Origin of the sequence: Maribacter sp. MAR_2009_72, assembly GCF_007827235.1 — a bacterium.
In the GTDB taxonomy this organism is placed as follows: Bacteria; Bacteroidota; Bacteroidia; order Flavobacteriales; family Flavobacteriaceae; genus Maribacter; species Maribacter sedimenticola.
The window spans coordinates 58011-83472 of the sequence record NZ_VISB01000001.1 but is presented as its reverse complement, the minus strand read 5'-3'; the positions used below and the strand labels follow the sequence as shown (position 1 = coordinate 83472).

The following is a 25462-nucleotide window of genomic DNA, read 5'->3' as shown; positions in this document are numbered from 1 at the left end:
AAAAAAAGTGTAATATTAAAACATTGGGGGATTCCTATAAATTTAACCAATATGAAAAATCTATGGGAACAAAAATTGGATTACTCGATGAATATGGTAATTATAACGATAAACGATCTTTACCCACTATGAAAAGACTTGCCACCATTTTTTTGTTTTGATTCCGTAACCATAGCCATATTTGCCGCCATAGCCAAGATTACTCTCTTTTACATCATTGACCACAAAATTAAGACCAACCAATTTACCTTCTTTTTGAAGTGAAATAGGAAAATCCACAACTTTGGTTTCAGTTATATGGGCCCTTGTTACATAAATTGTATGATTGGCGTAAGGTGAGATTAGAAGCGTATCTGTAACAACCATTAATGGAGCAGAATCAATAATGACATAATCATACTTTTGTGATACCTCCTCGATTAAATTTTTAAACCGATCACCCATCAACAATTCAGATGGATTGGGTAAGATTTTCCCAGAATAAATTACGTCAATAGTATTGTTATGAACCAACATGGTTTTGATCAAATCATCTGTTTCAATAGAATGATCCATTAAATACTCCGATAACCCTAGTTTATTGTTTTTCTTAGCTTTACCTAAAATATCCACATTTTTATCTTCCTTGAAAAAGTCAGTTAATTTAGGATTTCTAATATCCGCGCCTATTAATAATACTTTTTTCTTTGTACTGGAAAAAATCATTGATAGATTAGAAGATACAAACGTTTTACCTTCGCCAGATACACTTGAAGTTACTAAAACTACATTGTTCCTATCAACAGAATTCTTAGACTTGATCAAATAATCCAAATTTGTTCTTAAAATCCTTAAGGACTCCGCCAAGACAGATCTATCATCCTCATGTATATATTTCTGAGATTTTTTATCAACACTTGGTAATTCTGCCAGTACCGGATAATTGCCAATAACTTTTTCAAGCATGGACTTGCTATGAACCTTGTTGTCCATTAAATCATGCGCATACAATATGGAGAATGGAAGGATAAAACCTAATAAAAATGAAGCTAGATAAATCTTAAATTTATTGGGTGAAATTGGTTTTTCATCCGTTAAATAAGCACTATCAATAACCTTGGATTTTGGTGCGGTAGATGCCAAAGCCACTTGAGATTCTTCTCTTCTTTGTAACAGATATAGATATAAGGATTCTGTTGTCTCCTGTTTTCTAGTAATATCCCTTAATGCTCTTTCATTTTTTGGTGCGGAATATATTTTGGAATTTATCCTGGATTGTTGTTTACTAAGGTTATTTACCGTTAAGGACAAATTATTTTCCATAGCACCTAAACTGGCTGCTAAACCATTTTTAATGCTTTGTAGCTCTTCATTTAAACCAACAATGACAGGGTTTTTGTCATTAGAACTTTTTAACAACCTATTTCTCTCTTGTAAAAGCTGATTATATTTTGCTGTGCTATTTGCAATTGATGGATCTGAAATACCAATATTTGAAGGAAGCGTTTCATTTGTATCATTTTGATCGGTTACGATTTCCTTCATTGCCGAAGCAATGTTTAATTGATTCCGATAATTTTCAAGTTCTTGTTGTGTTGCAGCACCTACGTTTAAATTTATATTGGCCTGTGACTGAAGATCTGCCAAGCCCCTATCTGTTTTAAATTCTTGAGCAGTTTGGTCAACCGTTGCCAAATTGGAGTAAATATCTGAAATTCTCTCATTAATAAACTTAAACGTTCTGTCCGCTATTTCTTTTTTATCTAAAACAGCGTTAGTATTATAAACGTTAACTAGTTCATTCAAGATTCCAATACCTTTTTCCGGTATAGGGTGCTCAATGGAAAGCGTCAAGATTTTTGAAAATTCATCTATGGTCGATATTTTGACCATTTTTTTAAAATTTTGAGCCACTACGGTAATTGGGTTAACAATAATTTTAATATCCTCACCCTCATAAGCATTAAAGAACTGAATATTTGGCGTAATAATTACATCACCTACAGGTGTACTAATATTCTTACCAAACGAATAAATTTTTGGAAGTTCATCTTCCTTGTTTCTTAGTTTAAAATTACTTTTCGAAGTTAATTCTATATAAAAAATATGTTTGGCATTGTATAACAAAGAATCTGGAGAAAGGAAATTAATATTGACGGGAACCTTATTATAAATTTCAGATTCTTTGATATCCCCAACTTGGCTAAACGTTACGTTTGCTTTTAAATTTTTTACGACCTCAATAAAATTTGACCTTGAATTTAAAACTTCTATCTCATCTTCAACTTCATTTTGCTTTCCACCTAAAAAATCCAAATCCTTAAATACAGCAAGTTCTGAAGAAGCACCTTTTTCTTCTAAAATTTGAATTTTGGCACTAATGTCATATTTAGGTACGGCATATCTATTATAAATATAGGCTGCACCCAATAAGATAATGATAGTCAACAAGAACCAATACCAGCGTTTTGCATAACGAACAACAATATCATTTAAATCTTGTTCTTGTTGAAAACCTTTTGAGATAGTATTCATAAATAATTAATGAAATGTTTTGTTTAATTTCTTTGGGTCAACAATAATACCGTAGATGTAATAATAATAGATGCAATAGAAATTGCATTTGAAGTTCTATTATCCAAACTGGAAGAGGTTATTAAAGATTTATTGGGCTCCACGTACACAACATCATTTTGTGTTAAATAATATACTGGGGAATCCAAAGCCTTTTTTGAAGTCAGGTCAATGTGATTATAAACCTTGGTTCCATTAAAATCCCGCAACACCAATACATTCTCACGTTTTCCTTTAATATGCAAATCTCCCGCCAATCCTATGGCTTCTAAAATTGAAATCTGCTCCCCGTTTACTGGATATGTACCAGGCTTATTAACTGCTCCCAAAACGGTAACAGTAAAATTCTTTAACCTAATGTTTACTATTGGATTTTTAAGGTAATCCGCTAATTTATCCTTTAATAAGGTCTTAACTTCAGCAGGGCTTAATCCTTCAATCTTTACCGACCCAAGTACTGGAAAATCAATATTGCCTTCCTTGTCTACTATATAATCTACCTGCTCTGGTCTAAAACCTCCTTCTTCGGCTCCCTTAAAAAGGTTAAAAGGCAAACTAGCTTCTGGATCAAGGGTTGATATATGAATACTTACAACGTCATCTACTTTAAACCTATATGAATCTGTATTGTCATTGACCAGAGTTTCAAAATTAGTTGCATCTTGAAAATAAACTACTTCTTTTCTAGATGCACAAGAAGCAAAAAAAAGTGCACATAGACCCACAATCGTAAAACGCTTAAACATTATCATATAATTTAAATTATTTAGAAAATTCTCTTTTTAATCCTGTTTCCAATTTAATGATTTTGGAATCGTCCTCCTTTACCTTATCCAGTTCGGCAAATTTAGAATTCTTTGAAATATATTCAGGAACTATTTCCTTCATCAATTTTACGGTATCACCATTGAACAAGATATTGGTTATACATAATTCATCGATTTTAGATCTTACGTATGTAAAGTCGTCATCACGAACCTTACTGATCATAATTTTCTTATTATAAGTTGGCAAAGTATCCTCATCATTGGCCAACAACTCTTCATATAGTTTTTCACCTGGTCTTAATCCAGTGATCTTAATATCGATATCCTCAGGATATGATAGACCGGAAAGCTTTATCATATTTTTTGCAAGGTCAAAAATCTTAACAGAATCACCCATGTCAAATATAAAGATTTCACCACCCTTGCCCATAGACCCCGCTTCCAAAACCAATTGTGAAGCTTCAGGAATGGTCATAAAATATCTGGTAATATCCTTATGCGTAACAGTTAACGGTCCACCGCTCTCCAGCTGCTTTTTAAATAACGGGATTACAGATCCGTTTGAACCAAGGACATTTCCAAATCTTGTAATTATGAATTTTGTACTGCCCAATTTCTGCATACACCCAATATACTTTTCGGCAATTCTTTTTGAAGCGCCCATAACATTTGTCGGGTTAACGGCTTTATCCGTAGAAACCAGTACAAACTTATTGGCGTTATATTGTATTGAAAGATCCGCAATCACTTTTGTACCAGCAATGTTAACCTTTATAGCCTCATATGCATTATACTCCATTAAAGGTACATGCTTGTAAGCTGCCGCATGAAATATATAGGTAGGTTTAAATTCCTGAAATATTTGATTCATCCTATTTCTGTCCCTCACATCCCCGACAATACATACAAAATTGTGGAATCCCTTTCTAATAAGTTCCTGTTGAAGATCATACAGCGCAGATTCGGCTTGGTCTACAATTACCAATGTTTTATACTCATATAAGCATATTTGCCTTACCAGCTCACTACCAATAGAACCTGCTCCACCAGTTACAAGTACGGTTTGGTTTTCCAGTTCTTTTGCAGTTTTTAAATTTTTGATCTTTATTGGGGGTCTGTCCAATAAATCCTCGATTTGGACATTTTTAATCTGTGATGCTTTTAGCTCACCGTTGATCCATGTTTCTATAGGAGGAACTATTTTTACCTTAACATCAAGATCGACCAAACGTTTTACTTCTTCGCGCAATTGCTTTTGGGGAATATCCAAGGCGGTAAAAATGATTTCCTGTATCCCTCTTAAATTAACAAACTCCTTACTTAATTCAGATTTTCCATGTACATGGATTCCATTAATGTTTTTTCCGGTCTTTTTATCCAAATGATCTACATAACCAACAACTTTAGCAGAATTCTTTGGACTGCTTATCAATACATTATAAGTCATAATGCCCGCATCGCCTATTCCATATATAAGAACGTTCTTTGTAAATTTAGTAGTGGAATTTATAAGTCTATGGTAAAGCGATTTAAAAATAAATCTTGCCGCCGTAAGCCCTATAAAAGAAAGCAAACTATGAATTATTACAATGGATAAAGGAACCGTAAATTCCCCAGCAAAACCATAAAACTTATTAATGATTACTGCCAGAATGGTAAATATATTGGCCAAACAGACCACATTAAACAGATTGTATACATCCTTTGCCCCTGTATGCCTAATTACCCCTTTGTAGGAACCAATGATAAGTATGGCCGCTAAAGAAGCTAATAGCACTACAGGTAATTGGGTTAACAATTGTCCGGTATCAAATGAAAGGGTAAGATTGAATCTTATAAAATAGCTCAACAAGAAAGCTATTCCAAATATGAATAGGTCTATTACTATAACTATCCATTTAGGGCGATAATTTTCAGAATTTCTAACAATGTAATTTAGAATCATATCTTTTTATAAATAGGTTAAATTTCTCAAATCAAATATACCAATAGACTTAGCATATCCCTGAAACCCGACTTATAATTCGCCAAAGATATTATAAAATCGTTTAACGGTGCTTTTTCTTGAATCTGAACTTTCAAAAATTCAATAACATCCTAAAATTGACATATTTGATCGGTATTTGACCAATTTATTATAGAACACAATTTACGTATTTATATTATGTACTGCAGCATGTTTTTCTGGTATGTCATTGAACGATTATATATTGGTATTAAACGTTTAATAAAGATTGGCTTAATATGGTTTGGTTATTTTTGTACTATCGGAAAGTGATTTTTTTAATACTTGAAGTAGAACACAAATGACACAAAAATTTCATTTCATATTATTACTATTTTTAAGCGTACCCTTATTGGTGTTTTCTCAAAATGAAAGTACTATGGGAAAGTGGGGAGATCCAATTGAATTTGGCATAGTACCTGTTGCAGTAGCAAATTTACCAAACGGAAATTTACTTACATGGTCATCTCAATTCAGGGACACTTTTATTGTTGAAGGAGACGGAATGACTTTTACCGAACTTTTTGACCCTAAAGCCAATAATGGCCTAGGTGCATCATTGGGTGAATTTACAAGTAACACCGATCATGACATGTTTTGTCCCGGCATAAACAATCTTGCCGATGGTAGAATTTTATCTGCCGGGGGAACCAGTAGCGAAAGGACCAGTATTTATGACTGGAGGACCAATTCCTGGACCGTAGCGGACGAAATGAATATTCCACGGGGCTATCAAGGAAATGTTACGTTATCAGATGGTTCGGTATTTACTGTTGGAGGTTCATGGAGTGGTGGAAATTATGGCAACAGGGATGCGGAAATTTATTCTTCCCTAACAGGATGGTTGAAATTACCTAATATACAAGGCGAGGATATTTATGTTAATGAGGATTTAGCAATGGAAACCCAAGGAAACTACAGAACAGACAACCATGTTTGGCTATGGCCAGCACCTAATGGGAAATTGTTTCATGCGGGTCCTAGTGAAAGAATGCATTGGATAGACGTTGATGTACCAGGGGGGAGCATAGTTGACGCAGGTAAACGCCAAGATTCTGGCGCAGGGGTTTCAGATGGTTATTCCATGAAGGGTAATACGGTAATGTTCGATATTGGTAAAATATTGAAAACTGGAGGCGCACCAGCTTATGGTGCAGATTATTATGGCACTACCCCTGCGCGAGATAATTCTTTTATCATTGATATTAATGGAACAGGGCCCAACCCTGCCCCTACGGTTACTTTTACCGGTAACATGAGCTTGGCAAGAACTATGCATAACAGTACTGTATTACCTACTGGAGAGGTCCTGATTACAGGTGGTTTACAAAAAGCAGCTGTTTTTACAGATGACACAGCTGTTTTAGGTGCTCAAATTTTCAATCCATACGATAGTGGGAACAAATGGAGTACGGTAGCGGCAATGTCTATACCAAGAACTTATCATAGTGTTGCTATTTTAATGGTAGACGGTAGGGTATTTGTAGGTGGCGGTGGACTTTGTGACGGATTATCCTTAACACAAGGATGCACCAATCACATGAATGCGGAAATATATAGCCCGCCTTATCTGTTCAAGTCCGATAATACTTTGGCGGAAAGGCCAGAAATAATCGATGGTCCTGAAAGTTCAGGTTATGATACTACAATTAATGTAGAGGCTACACCTGGAATACAACAATTCAGCTTAATACGTTTTTCCGCAGCTACACATTCTACAAATAATGAACAGCGCAGAATCCCTGTAAATTTCACTACATCCGGTAATTCTTATGACATAGAAATTCCTAATCGTGAGCTGCTTCCTCCAGGGTATTATATGTTATTTGCTATTGATAATAATGGTGTACCGTCAATTGCCCATACCATTAAAATTGGTTCTGAAATTCCGTTATCCAATAATTCCAATTTAGTTTTGGACATGCAATTTGACGAATCAACAGGAACCATTGTTCCTGATAATTCCCAATACGGTAATCATGGTACAATTATACAAAGAGATGATAACGGAGATCCGGTTACGGCAAATCAGCATTCTTGGCCAGAAGGTATAATTGGAAATGCCCTGGAATTTGACGGACTTGAATTTACAAGTAATTCACTTTTAGAAATAGATTACAGTGAAGAACTGGCATCTACCGCAAATTCTATAACCCTATCTGCGTGGGTATACAGAAACAGTAATAGTGTAATTTCCGGAAGTGGAAAAGTTGCTAATGTAGGCATATTTAGCCAATCATATCCCAATATGTTCTTTGGCTTTCACAATACCTTGTATAAATGGGCATTTTCTACAGAAGCAGAGGCATTAAATTGCTATTCCGGCTATGCACCATTAAATACTTGGGTGCACCTAGCGGCAACATATGATGGCAATACTGCAATACTTTATGCCAACGGTGTAGAAGTTTGTAGGCGACAAATAAGTGGCCCCATTAAACTGGTAAACGATAATTCTGACCTTAGTAAATTTACGGCATCTGGATTTTATGAGGATGGAAGCAGAAATATTCCAGTAACTTATGGTGGTAACGACAGTGGTATAACAGATGAGATAAGTGGTAAAATTGATTTACTTAAAGTATATAATAAAGTTCTTGAGCCTGCTGAGATACAGGCACTTTACAATGAAGGTTTTGACACCAATAATCCACAAATCACAAACTGTAATGGTAATTATTTAACAGTACAATATAAAATCGGAGCTAATGGCTCCCCAATCCAAGGAACGGACATAGTAGTTCCCGAAGGTTCCGAAGTCTATATTAAGGCCGCAAATGCTACAGGAGAATATTATATAACCACAACACAGTATGATGGGCCTACCATAAGTTCTTTGGATAGCACTAAGATGACTGCAGATGGCTATTATAGATTAGATACTTCAGTAGACATCATAGCAATACCACCTTGGAACAATCCAAATAGAAATGATGGCTTTGTGGATACATCCAATGTAGGACAATTTGTGGTATCTACACCTACTGGATGCCAGACTACGATTAATTTATCTTTATTGGAAGATAATCAGGAAGAAGGTTGTCCAAACTACTTACCAAATGGCGACCCTTCCATATTCATCACTTCAGGGGCATTAAATACTGGGTTAGATGAAGCAAACGGAACCAATATTGAAACCAATGGATCAGAATGCGCTTTGGAAATCATAAACAATGACAGTGACAATCCATGGGCACGTTTTACCGTGACAATAAATCTTCAAAAGTTTGGAATACAAGCTGGTGATGAACTATATCTTGAACTTGACGGAAAAGGAAATAACAATGCAGCATTTGAGGTTGTACGCGATAATTCCAATGCAAACCCACCAATTGGCAGCTATACGTTTACTCAAAATTGGACCACGTTCAAAGGATCTATTATTGTTCCAGGAAATACCCAAACCTTAGACTTATGGTTGTATAGTAACTATAGTAAATTAGAACCGGGCACAGCCTATTTTGACAATTTGAAAGTCATCAATCTAACTGCAACCAATGGAAACAGACCCCCTACTGCAGAATTCACTGCCACACCGCTTACCGGGGATGCTCCCTTAAATGTTAGTTTTAATGCAAATGCATCTACGGATGAAGACGGTACAGTCAATCAATACGTATGGAAATTTGGGGATAATACCACTTCGAATGTTAAAAACCCATCACATTTGTACAATACGCCAGGAACCTATTTGGTTAGCCTAACGGTTTTTGACGATGGTGGCTTACGTGACGAAAAAACTACGTACATTACAGTTCTGGATACTGGCAACCAATCACCGGTCGCTGTGGCTGAGGCCAATGTCACCTCTGGAAATGCCCCATTAACGGTCCAGTTCACGGGTAGCAACTCTACCGGTGACGGACCCCTTAGCTATGCATGGGACTTTGCGGATGGCGGTACATCTACATTGGAACAACCGGAGCATATCTTTACAACCGGAACTTATACGGTTTCCTTAACCGTCACTGACGGCTCCAATGCAACTGACACGGATACCATTACAATTACGGTCAATGACCCTCCAAATCAATTACCACAGGCTGTCATTGATGCGGACCCTATTTCCGGTTCGGCTCCATTGGAAGTACAGTTCACAGGTGATAATTCTAACGATGATGGACCGCTAACCTATACATGGAATTTTGATGATGGGGCTACCTCAACTTTGGACAACCCTACTCATATTTTTACCAACAGTGGAACTTTTGATGTCACGCTAACGGTAACCGATGAGTTTAACGAAACCGATTCGGAAACAATAACCATCACGGTCAATGACCCTCCAAATCAAATACCACAGGCAGTCATTGATGCGGACCCTATTTCCGGTTCCGCTCCATTGGAAGTACAGTTCACAGGTGATAATTCTACCGATGATGGACCTCTAACCTATACATGGAATTTTGATGATGGGGCTACCTCAACTTTGGACAACCCTACTCATATTTTTACCAACAGTGGAACTTTTGATGTCACGCTAACGGTAACCGATGAATTTAACGAAACCGATTCGGAAACAATAACCATCACGGTCAACGATGCCGCCAATCAAATGCCGGTGGCCGTAATAGAGGCTGACCCTATTTCCGGTTCCGCTCCATTGGAAGTACAGTTCACGGGCAGCAACTCTACCGATGACGGTACCCTTGAGTATGCATGGGATTTTGATGATGGGGCTACCTCAACTTTGGACAACCCTACTCATATTTTTACCAACATTGGAACTTTTGATGTCACGCTAACGGTAACCGATGAGTTTAATGAGACCGATTCGGAAACAATAACCATCACGGTCAACGATGCCACCAATCAAATGCCGGTGGCCGTAATAGAGGCTGACCCTATTTCCGGTTCGACTCCATTGGAAGTACAGTTCACGGGCAGCAACTCTACCGATGACGGTACCCTTGAGTATGCATGGGATTTTGATGATGGGGCTACCTCAACTTTGGACAACCCTACTCATATTTTTACCAATAGTGGAACTTTTGATGTCACGCTAATGGTAACCGATGAGTTTAATGAGACCGATTCGGAGACAATAACCATCACGGTCAACGATGCCGCCAATCAAATGCCGGTGGCCGTAATAGAGGCTGACCCTATTTCAGGTTCGGCCCCATTGGAAGTACAGTTCACGGGCAGCAACTCTACCGATGACGGTACCCTTGAGTATGCATGGGATTTTGATGATGGGGCTACCTCAACTTTGGACAACCCTACTCATATTTTTACCAATAGTGGAACTTTTGATGTCACGCTAACGGTAACCGATGAGTTTAATGAGACCGATTCGGAAGCAATAACTATCACGGTCAACGATACCGCCAATCAAATGCCACAGGCAGTTATTGATGCAAATCCTATTTCAGGAAATGCTCCACTAGATGTACAGTTTTCAGCTAGCAATTCTACAGATGACGACGAAATTGTTTCATATATATGGTCATTTGATGATGGTAACACGGCAAGCGGTGAAAATGTCAGTCATACATTCCAAACCATTAAAGATTATGAAGTTACGCTTACTGTAACGGATTCCAATGGTGCATCGGATACTGAAAGCATTATTATTTCTGTCAATGACCTGGATAATCAACCTCCAGTAGCTAAAATTGAGGCAAACCCGCTTTCTGGAAATGCGCCTTTGCTTATAGAGTTTTCAGGAGGAAGTTCTACGGATGACAATGGCATAGTTTCCTATGAATGGAATTTTGGAGATGGAACCACATCAAATGAAATTGACGTAAACCATTCTTATGAATTTATGGGTGAATATTTGGTTACCCTAACCGTAACAGATGTGGAGGGCCTTACAAACGAGAAAAATGTAACCATCTTTGTCAATGAATCAAGCAATCAAGCACCAGTTGCCATACTAGATACTGATTTAACAGAAGGTGGTGCTCCGCTCACCGTAGAATTTATTGGATCTAATTCAACAGATGACACCTTAATTACTACCTATGAATGGGATTTTGGTAATGGAGAAAATGCAGAGAACGCCAATGTACAATACACGTATAACACTCCGGGTGTTTATACTGTAGCACTTACAGTTACGGATAGTGAAGGCCTTACTGATACTACTTCTACGATTATTACAGTTAATGAAGGCAATATTGATTGTAGTGCTAAATTGATTGATACTTATTACTCCGTTAATAATGGAGATCAAGAGTTGAACGCTACAACTGTTATAGCGTTCGTTGGGGATGACCTAACACTTGGTTTACAGCCTAATAATGAAATGTTTACAGTTACAGGACCGCTCAATAAGGAATTGAACGTGTTACCTTTGGTGATTGAAAACGCCCAAATTTCTAATAGTGGTATATACACGTTACAAACAGAGGATGGATGTTCCTTTATCATCAATGTTCAAATTACCTTAAATGAAACCTTGAACAATGCTTCCATAGATGATATTATAATTTATCCAAATCCAGTAAGGGGCGAGACTTTAAAGATTGAACTTTCAAAATTCATGAACGAGGGCATAAATATTGGTTTCTATGACATTTATGGTAAATTAGTTTTCCAGAAAATGATTAAGAATGATCATGAAGAAATTTATGAGCTGGATTTATCTACCTTAAGCCGTGGAATGTACCTAATGGAAATTATAAAAACTTCAAATGACAACTCAACCATTAAAAAAGTCATTAAGATTGAATAATTAGTGTTTATTTTGAAAATGGAAATATTTTGTAAACAATCACCATTTAACGAAACAACATATTGAAAATTTTAATTACCGGTGCAGCAGGCTTTATTGGTTTTCATTTAGTCAAAGCATTATTTCTTAGTGGACATGAGGTTATAGGGTTAGATAATTTAAATAATTATTATGACGTTAATTTAAAATTAGCCAGACTAAGGGAATTGGGTATAGACAATATATCTGATTCCCAAATTGGACTTAAGATAAATGGTCTGCACAATTTTTCTTTTTATAAAGGCGATATATGCGATACGCCATTTATTGATAATCTATTTAAGACAGAACATTTTACCCATGTAATACATTTAGCTGCTCAAGCCGGTGTTAGATATAGTATTACCAATCCAGATACATATATAGATTCCAATATTATAGGATTTTATAATATTCTAAAAAATGCTAAACAATTTGCCATTGAACATTTTATATATGCCAGTAGCTCCAGCGTTTATGGAAATAGTAAAAAAATGCCATTTTCCACAAGTGATAATGTAGACCAGCCCATAAGCCTTTACGCGGCAACCAAAAAATCCAATGAGCTTTTTGCGTATACGTATAGTCATTTATTTAATTTAAAAACAACCGGATTGCGTTTCTTTACCGTATATGGACCATGGGGAAGACCAGATATGGCTTATTATAAATTTATAGAGGCCATAATGGCGGATAAGAAAATTCCTGTATATAACAATGGTAATTTAGAACGGGATTTCACCTATATCGATGATATTATAAACGGTATAATTAAAGTGATAGATACTGGCTTTATTTCCAATTCAGAAAATGAAAATTATGCCATTTATAATATAGGTAATGGAAACCCAATTAAGTTAATGGATTTTATCTCGACAATAGAACATCATTTGGGAAGGAAAGCTATTATGGAAATGCTTTCAATGCAAGATGGTGATGTATATAAAACGTACGCAGACATTTCGGATTTAAAATTTAATTACGGTTATCAACCAACAACCAATTTAAATGAAGGAATTAGGAATTTTGTAGAATGGTACAAACAGCAGTATTAATATTAAAGTCTAAAGTGCAATTTTGTGGTATATGGAAAATTCCGGTGCCAAATTTAAATTAGAATAATAATACATATATAAAAATGAAAATAGGTATAATTGGGTTAGGTTATGTTGGACTTCCATTAGCGGCACTTTTTGCTACTAAATATAAAGTTGTTGGTTTTGATATTAACCAAAAAAGAGTCGATGAAATCAATGCGGGAAAAGACAATACACTTGAATTGAGCGACCTGGATTTGCAAAAGGTTCTAGTTGAGAATTTAGACGCAAAAGAAAAAGGTTTGGTATGTAGTTCATCTATAGAAGAACTTGCAGATTGCACCTATTATATCATTACTGTACCAACCCCAGTTGACGACACCAAAAGGCCTGTCTTTACACCACTTATAAAAGCTAGTGAAACAGTAGGTAAAGTTCTTAAGCCCAATGATATTGTCATATATGAATCTACGGTTTACCCTGGTGCTACGGAAGAAATTTGTATTCCCGTATTAGAAAAAAGTAGCGGAATGGTCTTTAATAAAGATTTTTACGCAGGATATTCTCCGGAACGTATCAATCCAGGGGATAAAAAACATACTGTAGAAAAAATCCTAAAAGTTACCTCTGGCTCCACAAAGGAAATTGGTCAAAAAGTAGATGAATTATATAAGTCGGTCATTACCGCCGGCACCCATTTGGCACCTACTATTAAGGTTGCGGAAGCATCTAAGGTTATAGAAAACACCCAGCGAGATATTAATATTGCTTTTGTAAACGAACTTGCTAAAATATTTGCTCTATTGGGTATAGATACAAACGATGTATTGGAAGCTGCAGGCACCAAGTGGAATTTTCTTCCTTTTAAACCAGGATTGGTAGGAGGACATTGTATTGGTGTAGACCCTTATTACCTAGCCCAAAAAGCCCAAGAACATGGCTATAATCCAGATTTGATACTTGCGGGTAGAAGAATTAACGATGGCATGGGAGAATACTTGAGTTTGCAGATAATTAAGTTAATGCTAAAACATGATACGCAGGTTAAAGATGCAAAAGTATTGATATTGGGTATAACCTTTAAGGAAGATTGTCCAGATGTAAGAAATACCAAAGTAGTTGATTTAGTCAATAATTTAAATGAATATAGGGTAAAAACAACGATATATGATCCTTGGGCAAGTCCAGAAGAGGTATTTCAAGAGTATGGTCTTGTAACTACACAGGAAAAACCCAATGAAAAATTTGATGTTATTGTACTAGCAGTTTCCCATGATAAATTTTTAAAAGAAGATCTTTCAAAATTTCAGCATGAAAAAACATTAATTTACGATGTTAAAGGAAAACTGGTAAATGGCTATACGGCCAGATTATAAAAATATTTTAAATTTTAAAAAATTAATTTTGCAAACCTTCGTTTGTAGAATATCAAAGATTTACAAAGAACAATCTTTAAGTCTTGCCAATAATATAAAATACTATGAATTTAACAGTAATAGGAACTGGGTATGTTGGCCTGGTAAGTGGAACATGTTTTGCTGAAATGGGTAATACCGTAACCTGTGTAGATATCGACCAGAATAAAATCGATAATTTAAAAAAAGGCATTATTCCCATTTATGAACCAGGTCTTGAGCAAATGGTTTCAAGAAATGTGGAAAACAAAACATTATTTTTTAGTACAGATTTAGCAAAGAGTCTAGAAAAATCAAATATTGCATTCATTGCCGTTGGAACACCTATGGGTGAAGACGGTGCTGCAGACCTACAGTATGTTTTGCAAGTGGCCTCTGATATAGGGGACCACATGCAGCAAAAATTGGTTATTGTGGATAAGTCCACCGTACCCGTTGGAACAGCGGATCAAGTAAAAGCAAAGATTCAAGAACGGTTGGATAAAAGGGGAGTACAAATTCCATTTGAGGTAGTATCCAATCCAGAATTTTTAAAAGAAGGAGATGCCATCAATGATTTTATGAAACCGGACCGTGTTGTCATAGGAGTAGAATCTCAAGAAGCAGAAGAACAAATGAAAGCTTTGTATGCGCCATTCTTTAGAACACAAAACAGAATGATTTCCATGGATGTTCGCTCCGCAGAAATGACCAAATATGTGGCAAATGCCATGTTGGCTACTAAAATATCGTTTATGAACGAAGTGGCCAATATATGTGAATTGGTAGGTGCGGATGTCAATAAAGTAAGAGTTGGTATTGGTAGTGATAGTCGCATAGGATATAGTTTTATATATCCCGGTAGCGGATATGGGGGGTCATGTTTCCCTAAGGATGTAAAAGCATTAAAACGCTCTGCACAACAACACGGGTACACTCCGCGCTTAATTGAAGCTGTTGAAAAAGTAAATGATGATCAAAAATTTGTCATCGCAAATAAAGTAGTTGCTCATTTTGGAGAAGATTTAACAGGTAAAACGTTTTCTGTTTGGGGATTGGCATTCAAGCCGGAAACCGATGATATGCGTGAAGCACCTGCAATATATATCATCAAGGAACTGGTAAAAAGAGGAGCCAAAATACAAGCCTATGACCCAAAGGCAATGCACGAGGCTAAAACTTTTTATTTAAAAGACGTACAAAGTGTTTCTTATTTTGACTCCAAATATGATACCCTAAAAAATGCCGATGCCATGATACTCCTAACTGAGTGGAAAGAGTTTAGGTCTCCAGATTTTGAGGAATTAAAAGTTAGACTTAATGAACCCGTAATATTTGATGGCAGAAATCAATATACCGCATTAAGGATGGAGGAAAAAGGATTTACTTATTACCAAATTGGTAAGAAATAAGATACAATCCACACAAATTTTTGAAAAGGCCAAGAATTATTTATTCTTGGCCGTTTTGTTGATAATCATTTAAAAATAAACCAGATATAAATACTGTTATCCATTAATTTTGTCGTTTGGCGATCAATAAAACATTTATAAAAATTGCAGCCTATTTTTACATGTGTTGATTCTACTAGAACATAGATTCAATAGCTCTTAATTACCTACTATGTTGAAAAGAAAAAGTTTCCTGACAATTTTATTCTTCATTTTTACTATATCATTTTATGCCCAGGATATGGATAATGATGGCGTGCTAGATGGGGTTGATACCTGTATAAACACAGTTGACATAACCAATTCTGATTTTGATGGCGATGGCATTGGTGATGTTTGTGATTTGGATGACGACAATGATGGAATTTTGGACAGTGAAGAATGCGAAGTTCCAATACGAAATGCTGGTTTTGAAAATGACCCTTCTGACGCTATAGATTGGGAAGTTGATAGTGCTGTAGGAGCAGGAATAGAAACTCCATCAGCTACAGGTGCATTTCCTTACACACCAGAGGGAAACCAATATTTCTTTTTAAATAATTATTTAACTATACCTGCAGCAACTGCGATTACAAATAGGCCACTATCGGTTTACCAAGAAACTAATTATATTCTTTCTTTTTATGTTGGTGACGGTATTGGTACGATTGATAGCAGAAACGATGGTATTAGTGATATTGAAATGGGTTACGGCGATGATGCCGCAGCATTTCAACCTATTGCAGGAGCAAACATTACTGTTGATGGTGCTTCAACACCAGAGGGATGGAATCGGTTTGAGATACAATTTAGTATACCTAATGGATCACCCGCACTAAATCAAGGTATTTTAATTCGTGTTACTCATACAGGTATTGGCTTTAGTGATACCAGAGCTGCATATGACGGATTTGAACTAAAAATAGACACGGACGGTGACGGTGCTCCAAATTGTACGGATCTGAATTCTGATGGGGATGCTGACGGCTGTTTTGATGTTGTAGAAGGCGGTCATACAGATGCTGGCGGTGGTGTTATTGGGGGGTTACCTAATGTAGATGCCAATGGTCTGGTAACTGGAGCAGGCGGATATACAGGTAATAAGATTGCAGTAATCGATGACGCAATAAATACTTGCGCTCCCAATTATAATGATTTTGATGCAGATGGGGTACCTAACGATATTGATTTGGATGACGACAATGATGGTATTACTGACCAATATGAATGTGAAATACAAATTGTCAATAGCGGGTTAGAATTAGCCGACCTACCAAATTATCCTGTAGCCGGTTGGAACGATTATTCCTTAGGAGGCACACCGGGAATAGAAACTACTTTAGATGGCACAAACCATTTTAGCGCTGCTGAAGGTACTACTTATGCCTACATCAATGGAGATGCAAGCATTGTATCCAGAACGGTTTACGGAACATATGAAATAGGACATTATGATCTGTCCATTTCAATAGGTGATGGAATAGAATATGATAATTTTTACAGAAATGATGGCCGATCTATTATAGAAATTGGTTATCATGACGGAAATCCAGATAATTTTCAACCCATAACCAATGGGTCACTTACCGTAGAAAGTTCTGAAACTCCCAACGGATTTTGGACGAGTTTTACCGTAAATGGAGAAGTAAATGCTGGTGATCCCGCTTTAGGGCAGGCTATTGCAGTTCGTATAGAACATGTATCAAATCTGGCCTTATTACAATTACAGGGTAATTATGACAATATTAAAATTGTAAAGGATACGGATGGTGATGGAGTTTCTGATTGTATGGACTACGATTCTGATGATGATGGATGCCCAGATGTTGAGGAAGCAGGATATACGGATATTAGTGGTGGCAGATTGGGCAACCTACCCAACATAGATGCTAACGGATTGGTAACAGGAGCCGGTGGATATTTGGGAAATAGTTATGCCGTCGTAGATTTCGTAAATCAATGTACGTTACTTGATAGCGATGGTGATGGCGTTGAAGATGGTAATTTTTTCTATTATGATGCAACCAATACCCTGCAAACAAATATTGATCTTGATGACGACAATGACGGATTAACAGATATAGATGAAGGATGCGATCTTACCAGCAATATCAACATAAGAGGATATTATAATTTTGAATTTGCTCCCCAAACATTTTTCGCTCCCGGTTTTCCATATGATAATATTGTAAACTTTTGGAATTACACAGGTGTTGGTGGTGGTTTACATATGCCTAATGCAGAAACCTATGGACCTACATTCTCACCAAATTTTGTTACTGATGGCACAGGTTTAATTGATATTCCAGATGACATTGGCAACCCAATTGGTACGATGTTTGAAGATACATTTTTATTTCTTGGGGGCGATGCTACCATTACCCAAGATTTAGCCACACTAGCTGGAAATGCGAATTCAATTATTATTGAGGAAGGCGGTTACGAAATTACCATTGCCGTAGGAGATGGAGTAGACCAAGTTGATTCAGGTAGAAATGATGGTATAAGTACCATTCAGGCAGGTTATTTTTCCGGTGGTGTGTTTACCGTTATAAATCAATTAATTGTTGGTCCAGAGGACACTCCCAATGGTCAATGGAGAGATTTTTCTTTTTCCGTAGACCCATCAACAGACCCAGCATCTATTGGCGAGCATTTAGTAATTCGTATTATACACGAGGCCAACGCCGCTTTAAACCAACAGCAAGGAAATTATGACCATATTAGAATAAGCAAAGATACTGACCTAGATGGTCTAATAGATTGTTTAGATGATGATTCGGATAATGATGGGTGTCCTGATGCTACGGAAGCAGGGTATACCAATGATGACAATGATGGTTATGTTGGTAATGGCGTGCCAGTGGTAGACGGTAACGGGCTAGTAACGGGAACAGATGGTTATACCCCACCTGTAAATGCCGGTTTGCCCATTATTACACTGGCAGAACCTGTGACAATTTCAGCACAATTGACGGACCCAACCATTGTTTGTGAAGGGCAAGATGCTGTATTTAATATAACTGCAATCAGAGCTGGCACAAATCCTAATATAGAATACGAATGGTCTGTTAGTACGGATATCGGAACTACTTGGACCATAGTAGAAGATTATAGTGTTGGCACAAATATTTTAACGGTAACTGGTGTTACCGCAGCAATGGATGGTAACCTTTATAGAGTTTGGGTTCGAGGGGATGATTATTTATGCTATGAAGAATCCATTGCATCTCTTCAAGTTACACCAGGACCCACAATACCTACCTTAACCAGCAATACGGATATTTGCGAAGGTGAGGATGCTATATTTACCATTACTGGTGACCCTGATGATGTTGTTAATTATAATATAGATGGTGGTGGTACTACTGCTGTTGTGCTAGACCCAATTACTGGTACCGCAACAATAACAGTAACAGCGGCATCTATTGATACAACCCTTTCTATTAGTAGTGTTGAGGATAGTGTAAATTCCTGTTTAGTAACACTGGCCACCCCTATTACCGAAACCGTTACGGTTAATACAGTACCCACGGCACCTATAAACCCTACTGATCAAGCAGCTTGTGAAGGCAGTGCAAATATTGCAATTAGTGTTGAGCTAGACCCTCTGGGTACCGGAGATACTATAGATTGGTTTAGTGGCCCGACCGGAGGGGTTTCTTTGGGATCAGGACTGACCTATACCTCTATCGAAACTGCACCAAATACATATACCTATTACGCAGAGGCATCATCATCCACTACTGGTTGCACAAGTGCAACAAGAACAGCCGTAACCTATACCATAAATCCATCGGTAACTGCTGATATCATTACTGTTCCAACAAACATTTGTGATTCCTATACCCTACCCGCATTATCAGCCGGAAATAATTATTACACAGGTACTGGTGGTACGGGAACTATATTAACCGCCGGTGAGATTATTACAACATCGCAAACCATATATGTTTATACAGAAACAGGAACTACACCCAATTGTACAGATGAAAGTAGTTTTATACTTAATATTGATACCACCCCCAGCCTTATTCCTGTTTCCAATACTTGTTCTACTGACTTATTAACGTATGAGGTAGTTTTTCAACCTTTGACCGGCACACTTACCACTACCGCCGGCACTGTTGTAGGTAATGATACCATAACGGATATTCCTGCAGGTACAGATATTACTGTAACAGCTACAAATAATGGTTGCGCAACCAATTTAGACATTACTGCTCCTAATTGTAATTGTCCAACATTGGATGAACCGGTAAACATTCAAGATCAAAGTAATTGTACGGGTCAACCAACGGCCACTTTATCAGCAGATCTACCAACTACAGGAGGAGATACCTTAAATTGGTACGATGTAGCCAGCGGCGGTGTTTTATTGGGCTCAGGAAATACCTTTACACCAACTGAAACCCTTACAGGCACTTATTCTTATTTTGTGGAAACTTTTGATTCTGTAACGTCATGTTCAAGTATTAGATCAGAGGTAGTATTAACGATTATTGATACACCCGTTGCAGATAGTCTGGCCAACCCGCCCGCTTCCTGCGATTCTTATACCTTACCTGCGTTGAATCCTGGCAATACCTATTACACCGGTCCTAATGCAACTGGGACGATCTTAAATGCCGACGATTTAATAACAAGTTCACAAACCATATATATATTTGCAGAATCTGGCACAAATCCTAATTGTACGGATGAAAATAGTTTTGATGTTACCATTAACACCACCCCTACCCCAATTCTTGTATCAAATACATGTACGGCAGACTTATTGAATTACGAAGTAACGTTACAACCATTAACCGGTATACTGACCACTACGGCGGGAACAGTTGTTGGAAACGATAGAATCATTAACATACCGGCCGGAACCGATATTACCATTACAGTGGACAATAATGGTTGTACAGCTACATTGCCGGTTACCGCGCCAAATTGCACCTGCCCTACATTATCAGCCCCTACCAACCCTGTAGATGGTTTTAATTGTAGTGGAGAAGCTACCGCCAGCTTATCGGTAGACACGCCCCCTATCAATCAAATTATAAATTGGTATACTTCTGATAACGGAGGTGTCCCCGTAGCTACAGGTAACATGTTTACACCAAATGAAACAGCCGCTGGTCAATATCTATATTACGCGGAAATTTTTGACCCCATTACCTCATGTTCCAGTGAAAGAGTTTCAGTGACGCTTACGATAACACAAATTCCTACAGTAGATATGGTACAGAATGTAGAATCTTGTGAATTTTACATTTTGCCGTCACTACCGGATAGTCAAAGTTATTTTACAGGTCCAAACAGAACCGGAACAGCTTTAAATGAAGGTGACCAGATCATATCGACCCAAACTATTTATATATATGCAGAAGCGGATAATAATCCAAATTGTGCCAACGAAGCTTCTTTTGATGTTACGATATTGAATGAACCTATTTTGGACATTCCTACGACCTTAAGCCTTTGTTCTGAGGAAACGGGACTTATAGAGATTATATATTTAGGGGAAGATTTAGGCCCAAATTACAGATATGATTGGACACCGGACAATGATGTGGATAATGACGGTGTAGAAGAAGCAATATTTGCAATATCAGCAGCAGGAACATATACGTTGGAAATTTATGAGATTGGATCCACAATGGAATGTGGCGGATTTACTACGTATTCTACCACAATAGAAGAAGTACTGCAACCTACAACATTAGAAGTAGAAGTAACGGCCAAAAGTTACATATTGGATTCCGGTAACCGTGTTAGATTGATCGTGGATGAAAATCCTTTAGTTTTTGACCAATTTGAATATAGCATAACAAGTGCCGAAGGTCCCTACCAAGAAAGTAATATTTTTGAAAATGTAGATGGCGGTATCTATACTGGGTATGTTAGGGCAAAATCTTCTTGTGAGTTTACGGTAGCCAGTAGTCCATTTTTAATAGTAAACTATCCTACATTTTTCAGTCCAAACGGTGATGGTGCCAATGAAACATGGAAACCTTTGGGTGTTGAAAATTTAAACATAACATCGCAATTGGACATTTACATCTATGATAGACATGGTAAATTACTTACCAAATTAGACCCATTAGGTCCTGGTTGGGACGGTACTTATAATAATAGTTTAATGACAGAATCAGATTATTGGTTCAAAGTGAATTTAATTGATGAAATAAATAATGAACCTATAGAATTTAGTGGTCATTTTAGCTTAATCCGATAACAGGAAATCAATTGAGCAAAAATTTCTTGGCATTAGAATCAAAAAAAAAAGGTAAAAATGGGTGAAATTCGATTTTTTTTCTTAAAAATGTTAATAAAAGCTGCATTTCATCGAAATATGGACTTTTAAAAAATCTAAATGGTTTAGACGAAACGTAATGTTTGGGTAATTCATCGAATAAAATGTGAATTTCATCGATGATAAAAATTTTATAAATATTTTTGAATCCCCAAATTAGTTTAAATCGTTTAAATCTTATCCTTGTTATGAAGCTTAACCTAAAATTACCTACTACCTTGTTCTTACTTTCTTTTGTCTTTCTTTTTTTAACATCCTGCAGCAAAGATTCTGATATATTATCAGACTATGTAGTGAATAATTCCAATCCTACCGCTGGTATAGAAAATAGGGTTTTGGATGACACCTTTATTTTGCAAAGTAACAATGCAATAATTTTGGATGTTTTACAGAATGATCGTTTTGATGATTTGAGCAATGTAAGAATTATTGAAACCTCGTTACCTAAATCTGGTACAATTACTATTAATGATGACAATACACTGACTTACACGCCAAAATCGGCTGAGCCAGTAAATAACGAAACATCAAACAATCCGGTATCGGAACCTGCGCCAGAAACGACTGAAGAGCCTGAGACCACAACTGAAGAGACAGAAACACCCGCAACAGAACCGGAAACAACGACTACGGAACCGGAAACCACTGAACCAGAAACTTCAGAACCGGAAACTACAAATACAGAAACTGATAATTCTACGGAAGAAACCACAGAATCCACGGATAATGACCCTCCAGTTGAAACAGAAGAAACCACTGGTCAAGAGAACACTACAGAAGAAGAAACCGATACGTTTACTTATGTAACCGAAGAAGTCAATGAAGATGGAGAAGTAACAACTGAAGAAGGTTCAGTAACCATCAGTAAAACAGAAGTACCTACCACAGGTGAAAATGTGTATTTTGTAACGACCAATGGTAATTCTTCAAATGACGGACGTAGCGAACAGTCATCTTGGGATATAGCGCATGCTTTTAGAACAGCAAGAGCTGGGGATATCGTTTATGTAAAAGCTGGTGATTATGGCAACAGACATTTAGAAGTAAGTAATTCAGGCAATGAGAACCAACCTATTTCCTTTATAGGATACACTTCTCAACCAGGGGATGTAGTGGCTTCAAACTCAGCGACAGTATCTTATCAAGATTATAAAAATCAAAATGATAATGTTAATGCCAACTATCTACCTACGTTATCCGGTATTAATGAAGCTAGGGAAAATAGGGCCGGTAGCGCTATAATTATTGAAAAACAATATATTAATATCAGTAATTTCCAAATTAGGAAAATGTCTTATGGGGTATATAGCAATAGGGCCTCCCATATTAAACTGGATAATATCATTGCTGTAAATATAGCCTCTGAAATTAAATCCCAAAGTGGAAGAGCTTTTCCAAGCTATTATTTAGATGACTCTTACATAACAAATTCAATTGTTATTAATGCTGGGACAGGTGGGTTATTGTTTGATTCTTGTGACAACAATACCATATTGAACAACCAAGTTTATTCTGACAACAATATTAATGCATGTGATTATTATGTCTTCTTATGGGGAGACAGTAGCGGAAATAGAATTGATAACCTAATTGTTGAAAAAGTTGGCGATCTGGAACACCCAGGACATGGTTTAGGTGGCTTCCACAAGATGAACAATAATGTATTTACAAATTTTAAAATAATCAATACAAGTTTAGAACTGTCATATGCAGGTGTAGAAGGTAATGTATTTAAGGATTTCTCCATAACCGGAAATTTTCCTGAACAACAATACCACAATGCTATCCAAATTGCCAATGGAGCTACTAATAACAGATTTGAAAATTTCTCCATAACCAATGGCAACGGAATTCAATTTTTGGAATGGGATAGAGGAGATACCAGCGAATGGAATATTTATAATCAAACCAATGCAGGTAACAATAATATGTTCATTAATGGTGAAATCAAGGATTGCATGTACGGCGTAGTTTTCCACCATTTGGAAAGAAGCAATTCACCAGCAGAGAACAATACTTTTCAAAATATAACTTTCGAAAATTTATCTCTAGGGCTTTTTGCGGCAAATCGTCCTAACTATGGAAATAAGATGATAGATTGTAGAGTAAACAAAGTTTCGACCCTATGGGATTCCAGAAATGGAAATGTATTGAACTTTGATTTTGGCAACACTGTATTTTCATTGGTTGATTTTTTAATTCCAAATTAGTATTATCTAAAAAGAAAATAGAACCAACTAATAGAATTTTTAGGATAGTTGTTCGTTATATTTAAAAATTAAAATGTTTAGATACGAATGAACAACATTGATACTGATAAATCATCTATTTTATTGATTGTCTTCAATAGAATTGATAAAGTCAAGAAAGTATTACCTGCAATAAAAGCATATGCTCCTAAAAAACTATATGTAGCGGCAGATGGCCCACGACCTACACACGAAACTGATTTTGGTTTAACAGAAGAGGTTCGGAATTATATTCTTAAAGAAATTGATTGGGATTGTAAAATAATTACCAAATTTTCAGATAAGAATTTAGGTTGTAAGTATGGGCCATTATCCGCTATTAATTGGTTTTTTGAAAATGAAGAACAAGGAATAATACTTGAAGATGATATTCTACCCACACAAAGTTTTTTTAATTTCTGCGACTACTTTTTAAAACATTTTAAAAATAACAAAGAAATTTTCAGTATCACCGGAATTAATTTAAATGAAAAACTATCTTTAAAAAATGAGGATTATTTTTATGCAGGATACTCGTTTACATGGGGCTGGGCCACATGGAAAAGTAGATGGGAGAAATACAAGGAAGTTTTAAAAGACTTCAATTCCTCTGATCTTTTGTCTTACGTTTCTAGCGGTCATAAATGGGATCAGGCTTCCGTTATAGGTTTACACAAAAAAGTTGCCCAAAGTCTAAAAGATGAAATAGATGCCTGGGACTTTCCATGGGCATTTACTCAATTTATAAATAAAGGTTATAGTGTTGTTCCAAGTAAAAATTTGGTAAAAAACATAGGATTTGATGCTGAAGGAACACATACCCACTCTCCCCCACATTATTTAAACAATAAAGTATCTGAAATTAAGTTTCCATTAAACACAAATGAAACGATTATCAATAACAAAAAGTATGATATATTCATTTGTAAGGAAATTTTCAATTGGAAATCTCTAACAGAAAAAATTACCGACATAAATCATTACAAAAATTATTTAAAAAGCAAATTTTAAAAATTTTGCTTACATCACTGTAATTTTTAG

General features: G+C 36.5%; 10 protein-coding genes. 7 read left to right on the top strand and 3 right to left on the bottom strand.

Annotation, left to right across the window (positions count from 1 at the left end; translation table 11 throughout):
• Positions 1-126: 126 nt before the first annotated feature.
• From JM81_RS00275 to JM81_RS00265, 3 genes are read right to left on the bottom strand one after another with little or no spacing between them, the layout of a single operon-like run.
• The gene (locus JM81_RS00275; protein WP_144800232.1) at positions 127-2514 is read right to left on the bottom strand and encodes a GumC family protein; all 2388 of its coding nucleotides are present in this window, start codon (positions 2512-2514) and stop codon (positions 127-129) included.
• A gap of 23 nt (positions 2515-2537) precedes the next feature.
• Entirely contained in the window at positions 2538-3299 is a 762-nt protein-coding gene (locus tag JM81_RS00270; protein ID WP_405381832.1) for a polysaccharide biosynthesis/export family protein, read from the bottom strand.
• A gap of 16 nt (positions 3300-3315) precedes the next feature.
• Complete coding sequence (locus tag JM81_RS00265; RefSeq protein WP_144800230.1) at positions 3316-5265, bottom strand: polysaccharide biosynthesis protein; 1950 nt, start codon at positions 5263-5265, stop codon at positions 3316-3318.
• Positions 5266-5704: 439 nt separating this feature from the next.
• Between JM81_RS00265 and JM81_RS00260 the strand changes: the two genes are divergently transcribed.
• The 7 genes from JM81_RS00260 to JM81_RS00230 all read left to right on the top strand — a co-directional run bounded on the left by JM81_RS00260 (position 5705) and on the right by JM81_RS00230 (position 25432).
• Complete coding sequence (locus tag JM81_RS00260) at positions 5705-12007, top strand: PKD domain-containing protein (protein ID WP_222430279.1); 6303 nt, start codon at positions 5705-5707, stop codon at positions 12005-12007.
• A 62-nt stretch (positions 12008-12069) separates the two neighbouring features.
• Complete coding sequence (locus JM81_RS00255; protein ID WP_144800228.1) at positions 12070-13080, top strand: NAD-dependent epimerase/dehydratase family protein; 1011 nt, start codon at positions 12070-12072, stop codon at positions 13078-13080.
• Between the two features lie 83 nt (positions 13081-13163).
• Positions 13164-14438 (top strand): nucleotide sugar dehydrogenase, encoded by a 1275-nt coding sequence (locus tag JM81_RS00250; protein WP_144800227.1) that lies wholly within the window; start codon positions 13164-13166, stop codon positions 14436-14438.
• Between the two features lie 104 nt (positions 14439-14542).
• Positions 14543-15868 carry a UDP-glucose dehydrogenase family protein gene (locus tag JM81_RS00245; protein WP_144800226.1) on the top strand — a complete coding sequence of 442 codons (1326 nt, stop codon included), beginning with the start codon at positions 14543-14545 and terminating at the stop codon, positions 15866-15868.
• 211 nt (positions 15869-16079) lie between these two features.
• A complete protein-coding gene (locus JM81_RS00240; RefSeq protein ID WP_144800225.1) occupies positions 16080-22115 on the top strand; it encodes a T9SS type B sorting domain-containing protein in 6036 nt (2011 codons plus the stop codon).
• A 266-nt stretch (positions 22116-22381) separates the two neighbouring features.
• Positions 22382-24403 carry an Ig-like domain-containing protein gene (locus tag JM81_RS00235; RefSeq protein WP_144800224.1) on the top strand — a complete coding sequence of 674 codons (2022 nt, stop codon included), beginning with the start codon at positions 22382-22384 and terminating at the stop codon, positions 24401-24403.
• Positions 24404-24490: 87 nt separating this feature from the next.
• Positions 24491-25432 carry a hypothetical protein gene (locus tag JM81_RS00230; protein ID WP_144800223.1) on the top strand — a complete coding sequence of 314 codons (942 nt, stop codon included), beginning with the start codon at positions 24491-24493 and terminating at the stop codon, positions 25430-25432.
• The last annotated feature ends 30 nt before the right edge of the window (positions 25433-25462 follow it).

Coding starts and splice junctions, on each gene's coding strand:
- JM81_RS00275 (WP_144800232.1), bottom strand. CDS start 2,514: ATGAATACTATCTCAAAAGGTTTTCAACAAGAACAAGATTTAAATGAT.
- JM81_RS00260 (WP_222430279.1), top strand. CDS start 5,705: ATGGGAAAGTGGGGAGATCCAATTGAATTTGGCATAGTACCTGTTGCA.
- JM81_RS00245 (WP_144800226.1), top strand. CDS start 14,543: ATGAATTTAACAGTAATAGGAACTGGGTATGTTGGCCTGGTAAGTGGA.
- JM81_RS00235 (WP_144800224.1), top strand. CDS start 22,382: ATGAAGCTTAACCTAAAATTACCTACTACCTTGTTCTTACTTTCTTTT.
- JM81_RS00240 (WP_144800225.1), top strand. CDS start 16,080: ATGTTGAAAAGAAAAAGTTTCCTGACAATTTTATTCTTCATTTTTACT.
- JM81_RS00270 (WP_405381832.1), bottom strand. CDS start 3,299: ATGTTTAAGCGTTTTACGATTGTGGGTCTATGTGCACTTTTTTTTGCT.
- JM81_RS00265 (WP_144800230.1), bottom strand. CDS start 5,265: ATGATTCTAAATTACATTGTTAGAAATTCTGAAAATTATCGCCCTAAA.
- JM81_RS00230 (WP_144800223.1), top strand. CDS start 24,491: ATGAACAACATTGATACTGATAAATCATCTATTTTATTGATTGTCTTC.
- JM81_RS00250 (WP_144800227.1), top strand. CDS start 13,164: ATGAAAATAGGTATAATTGGGTTAGGTTATGTTGGACTTCCATTAGCG.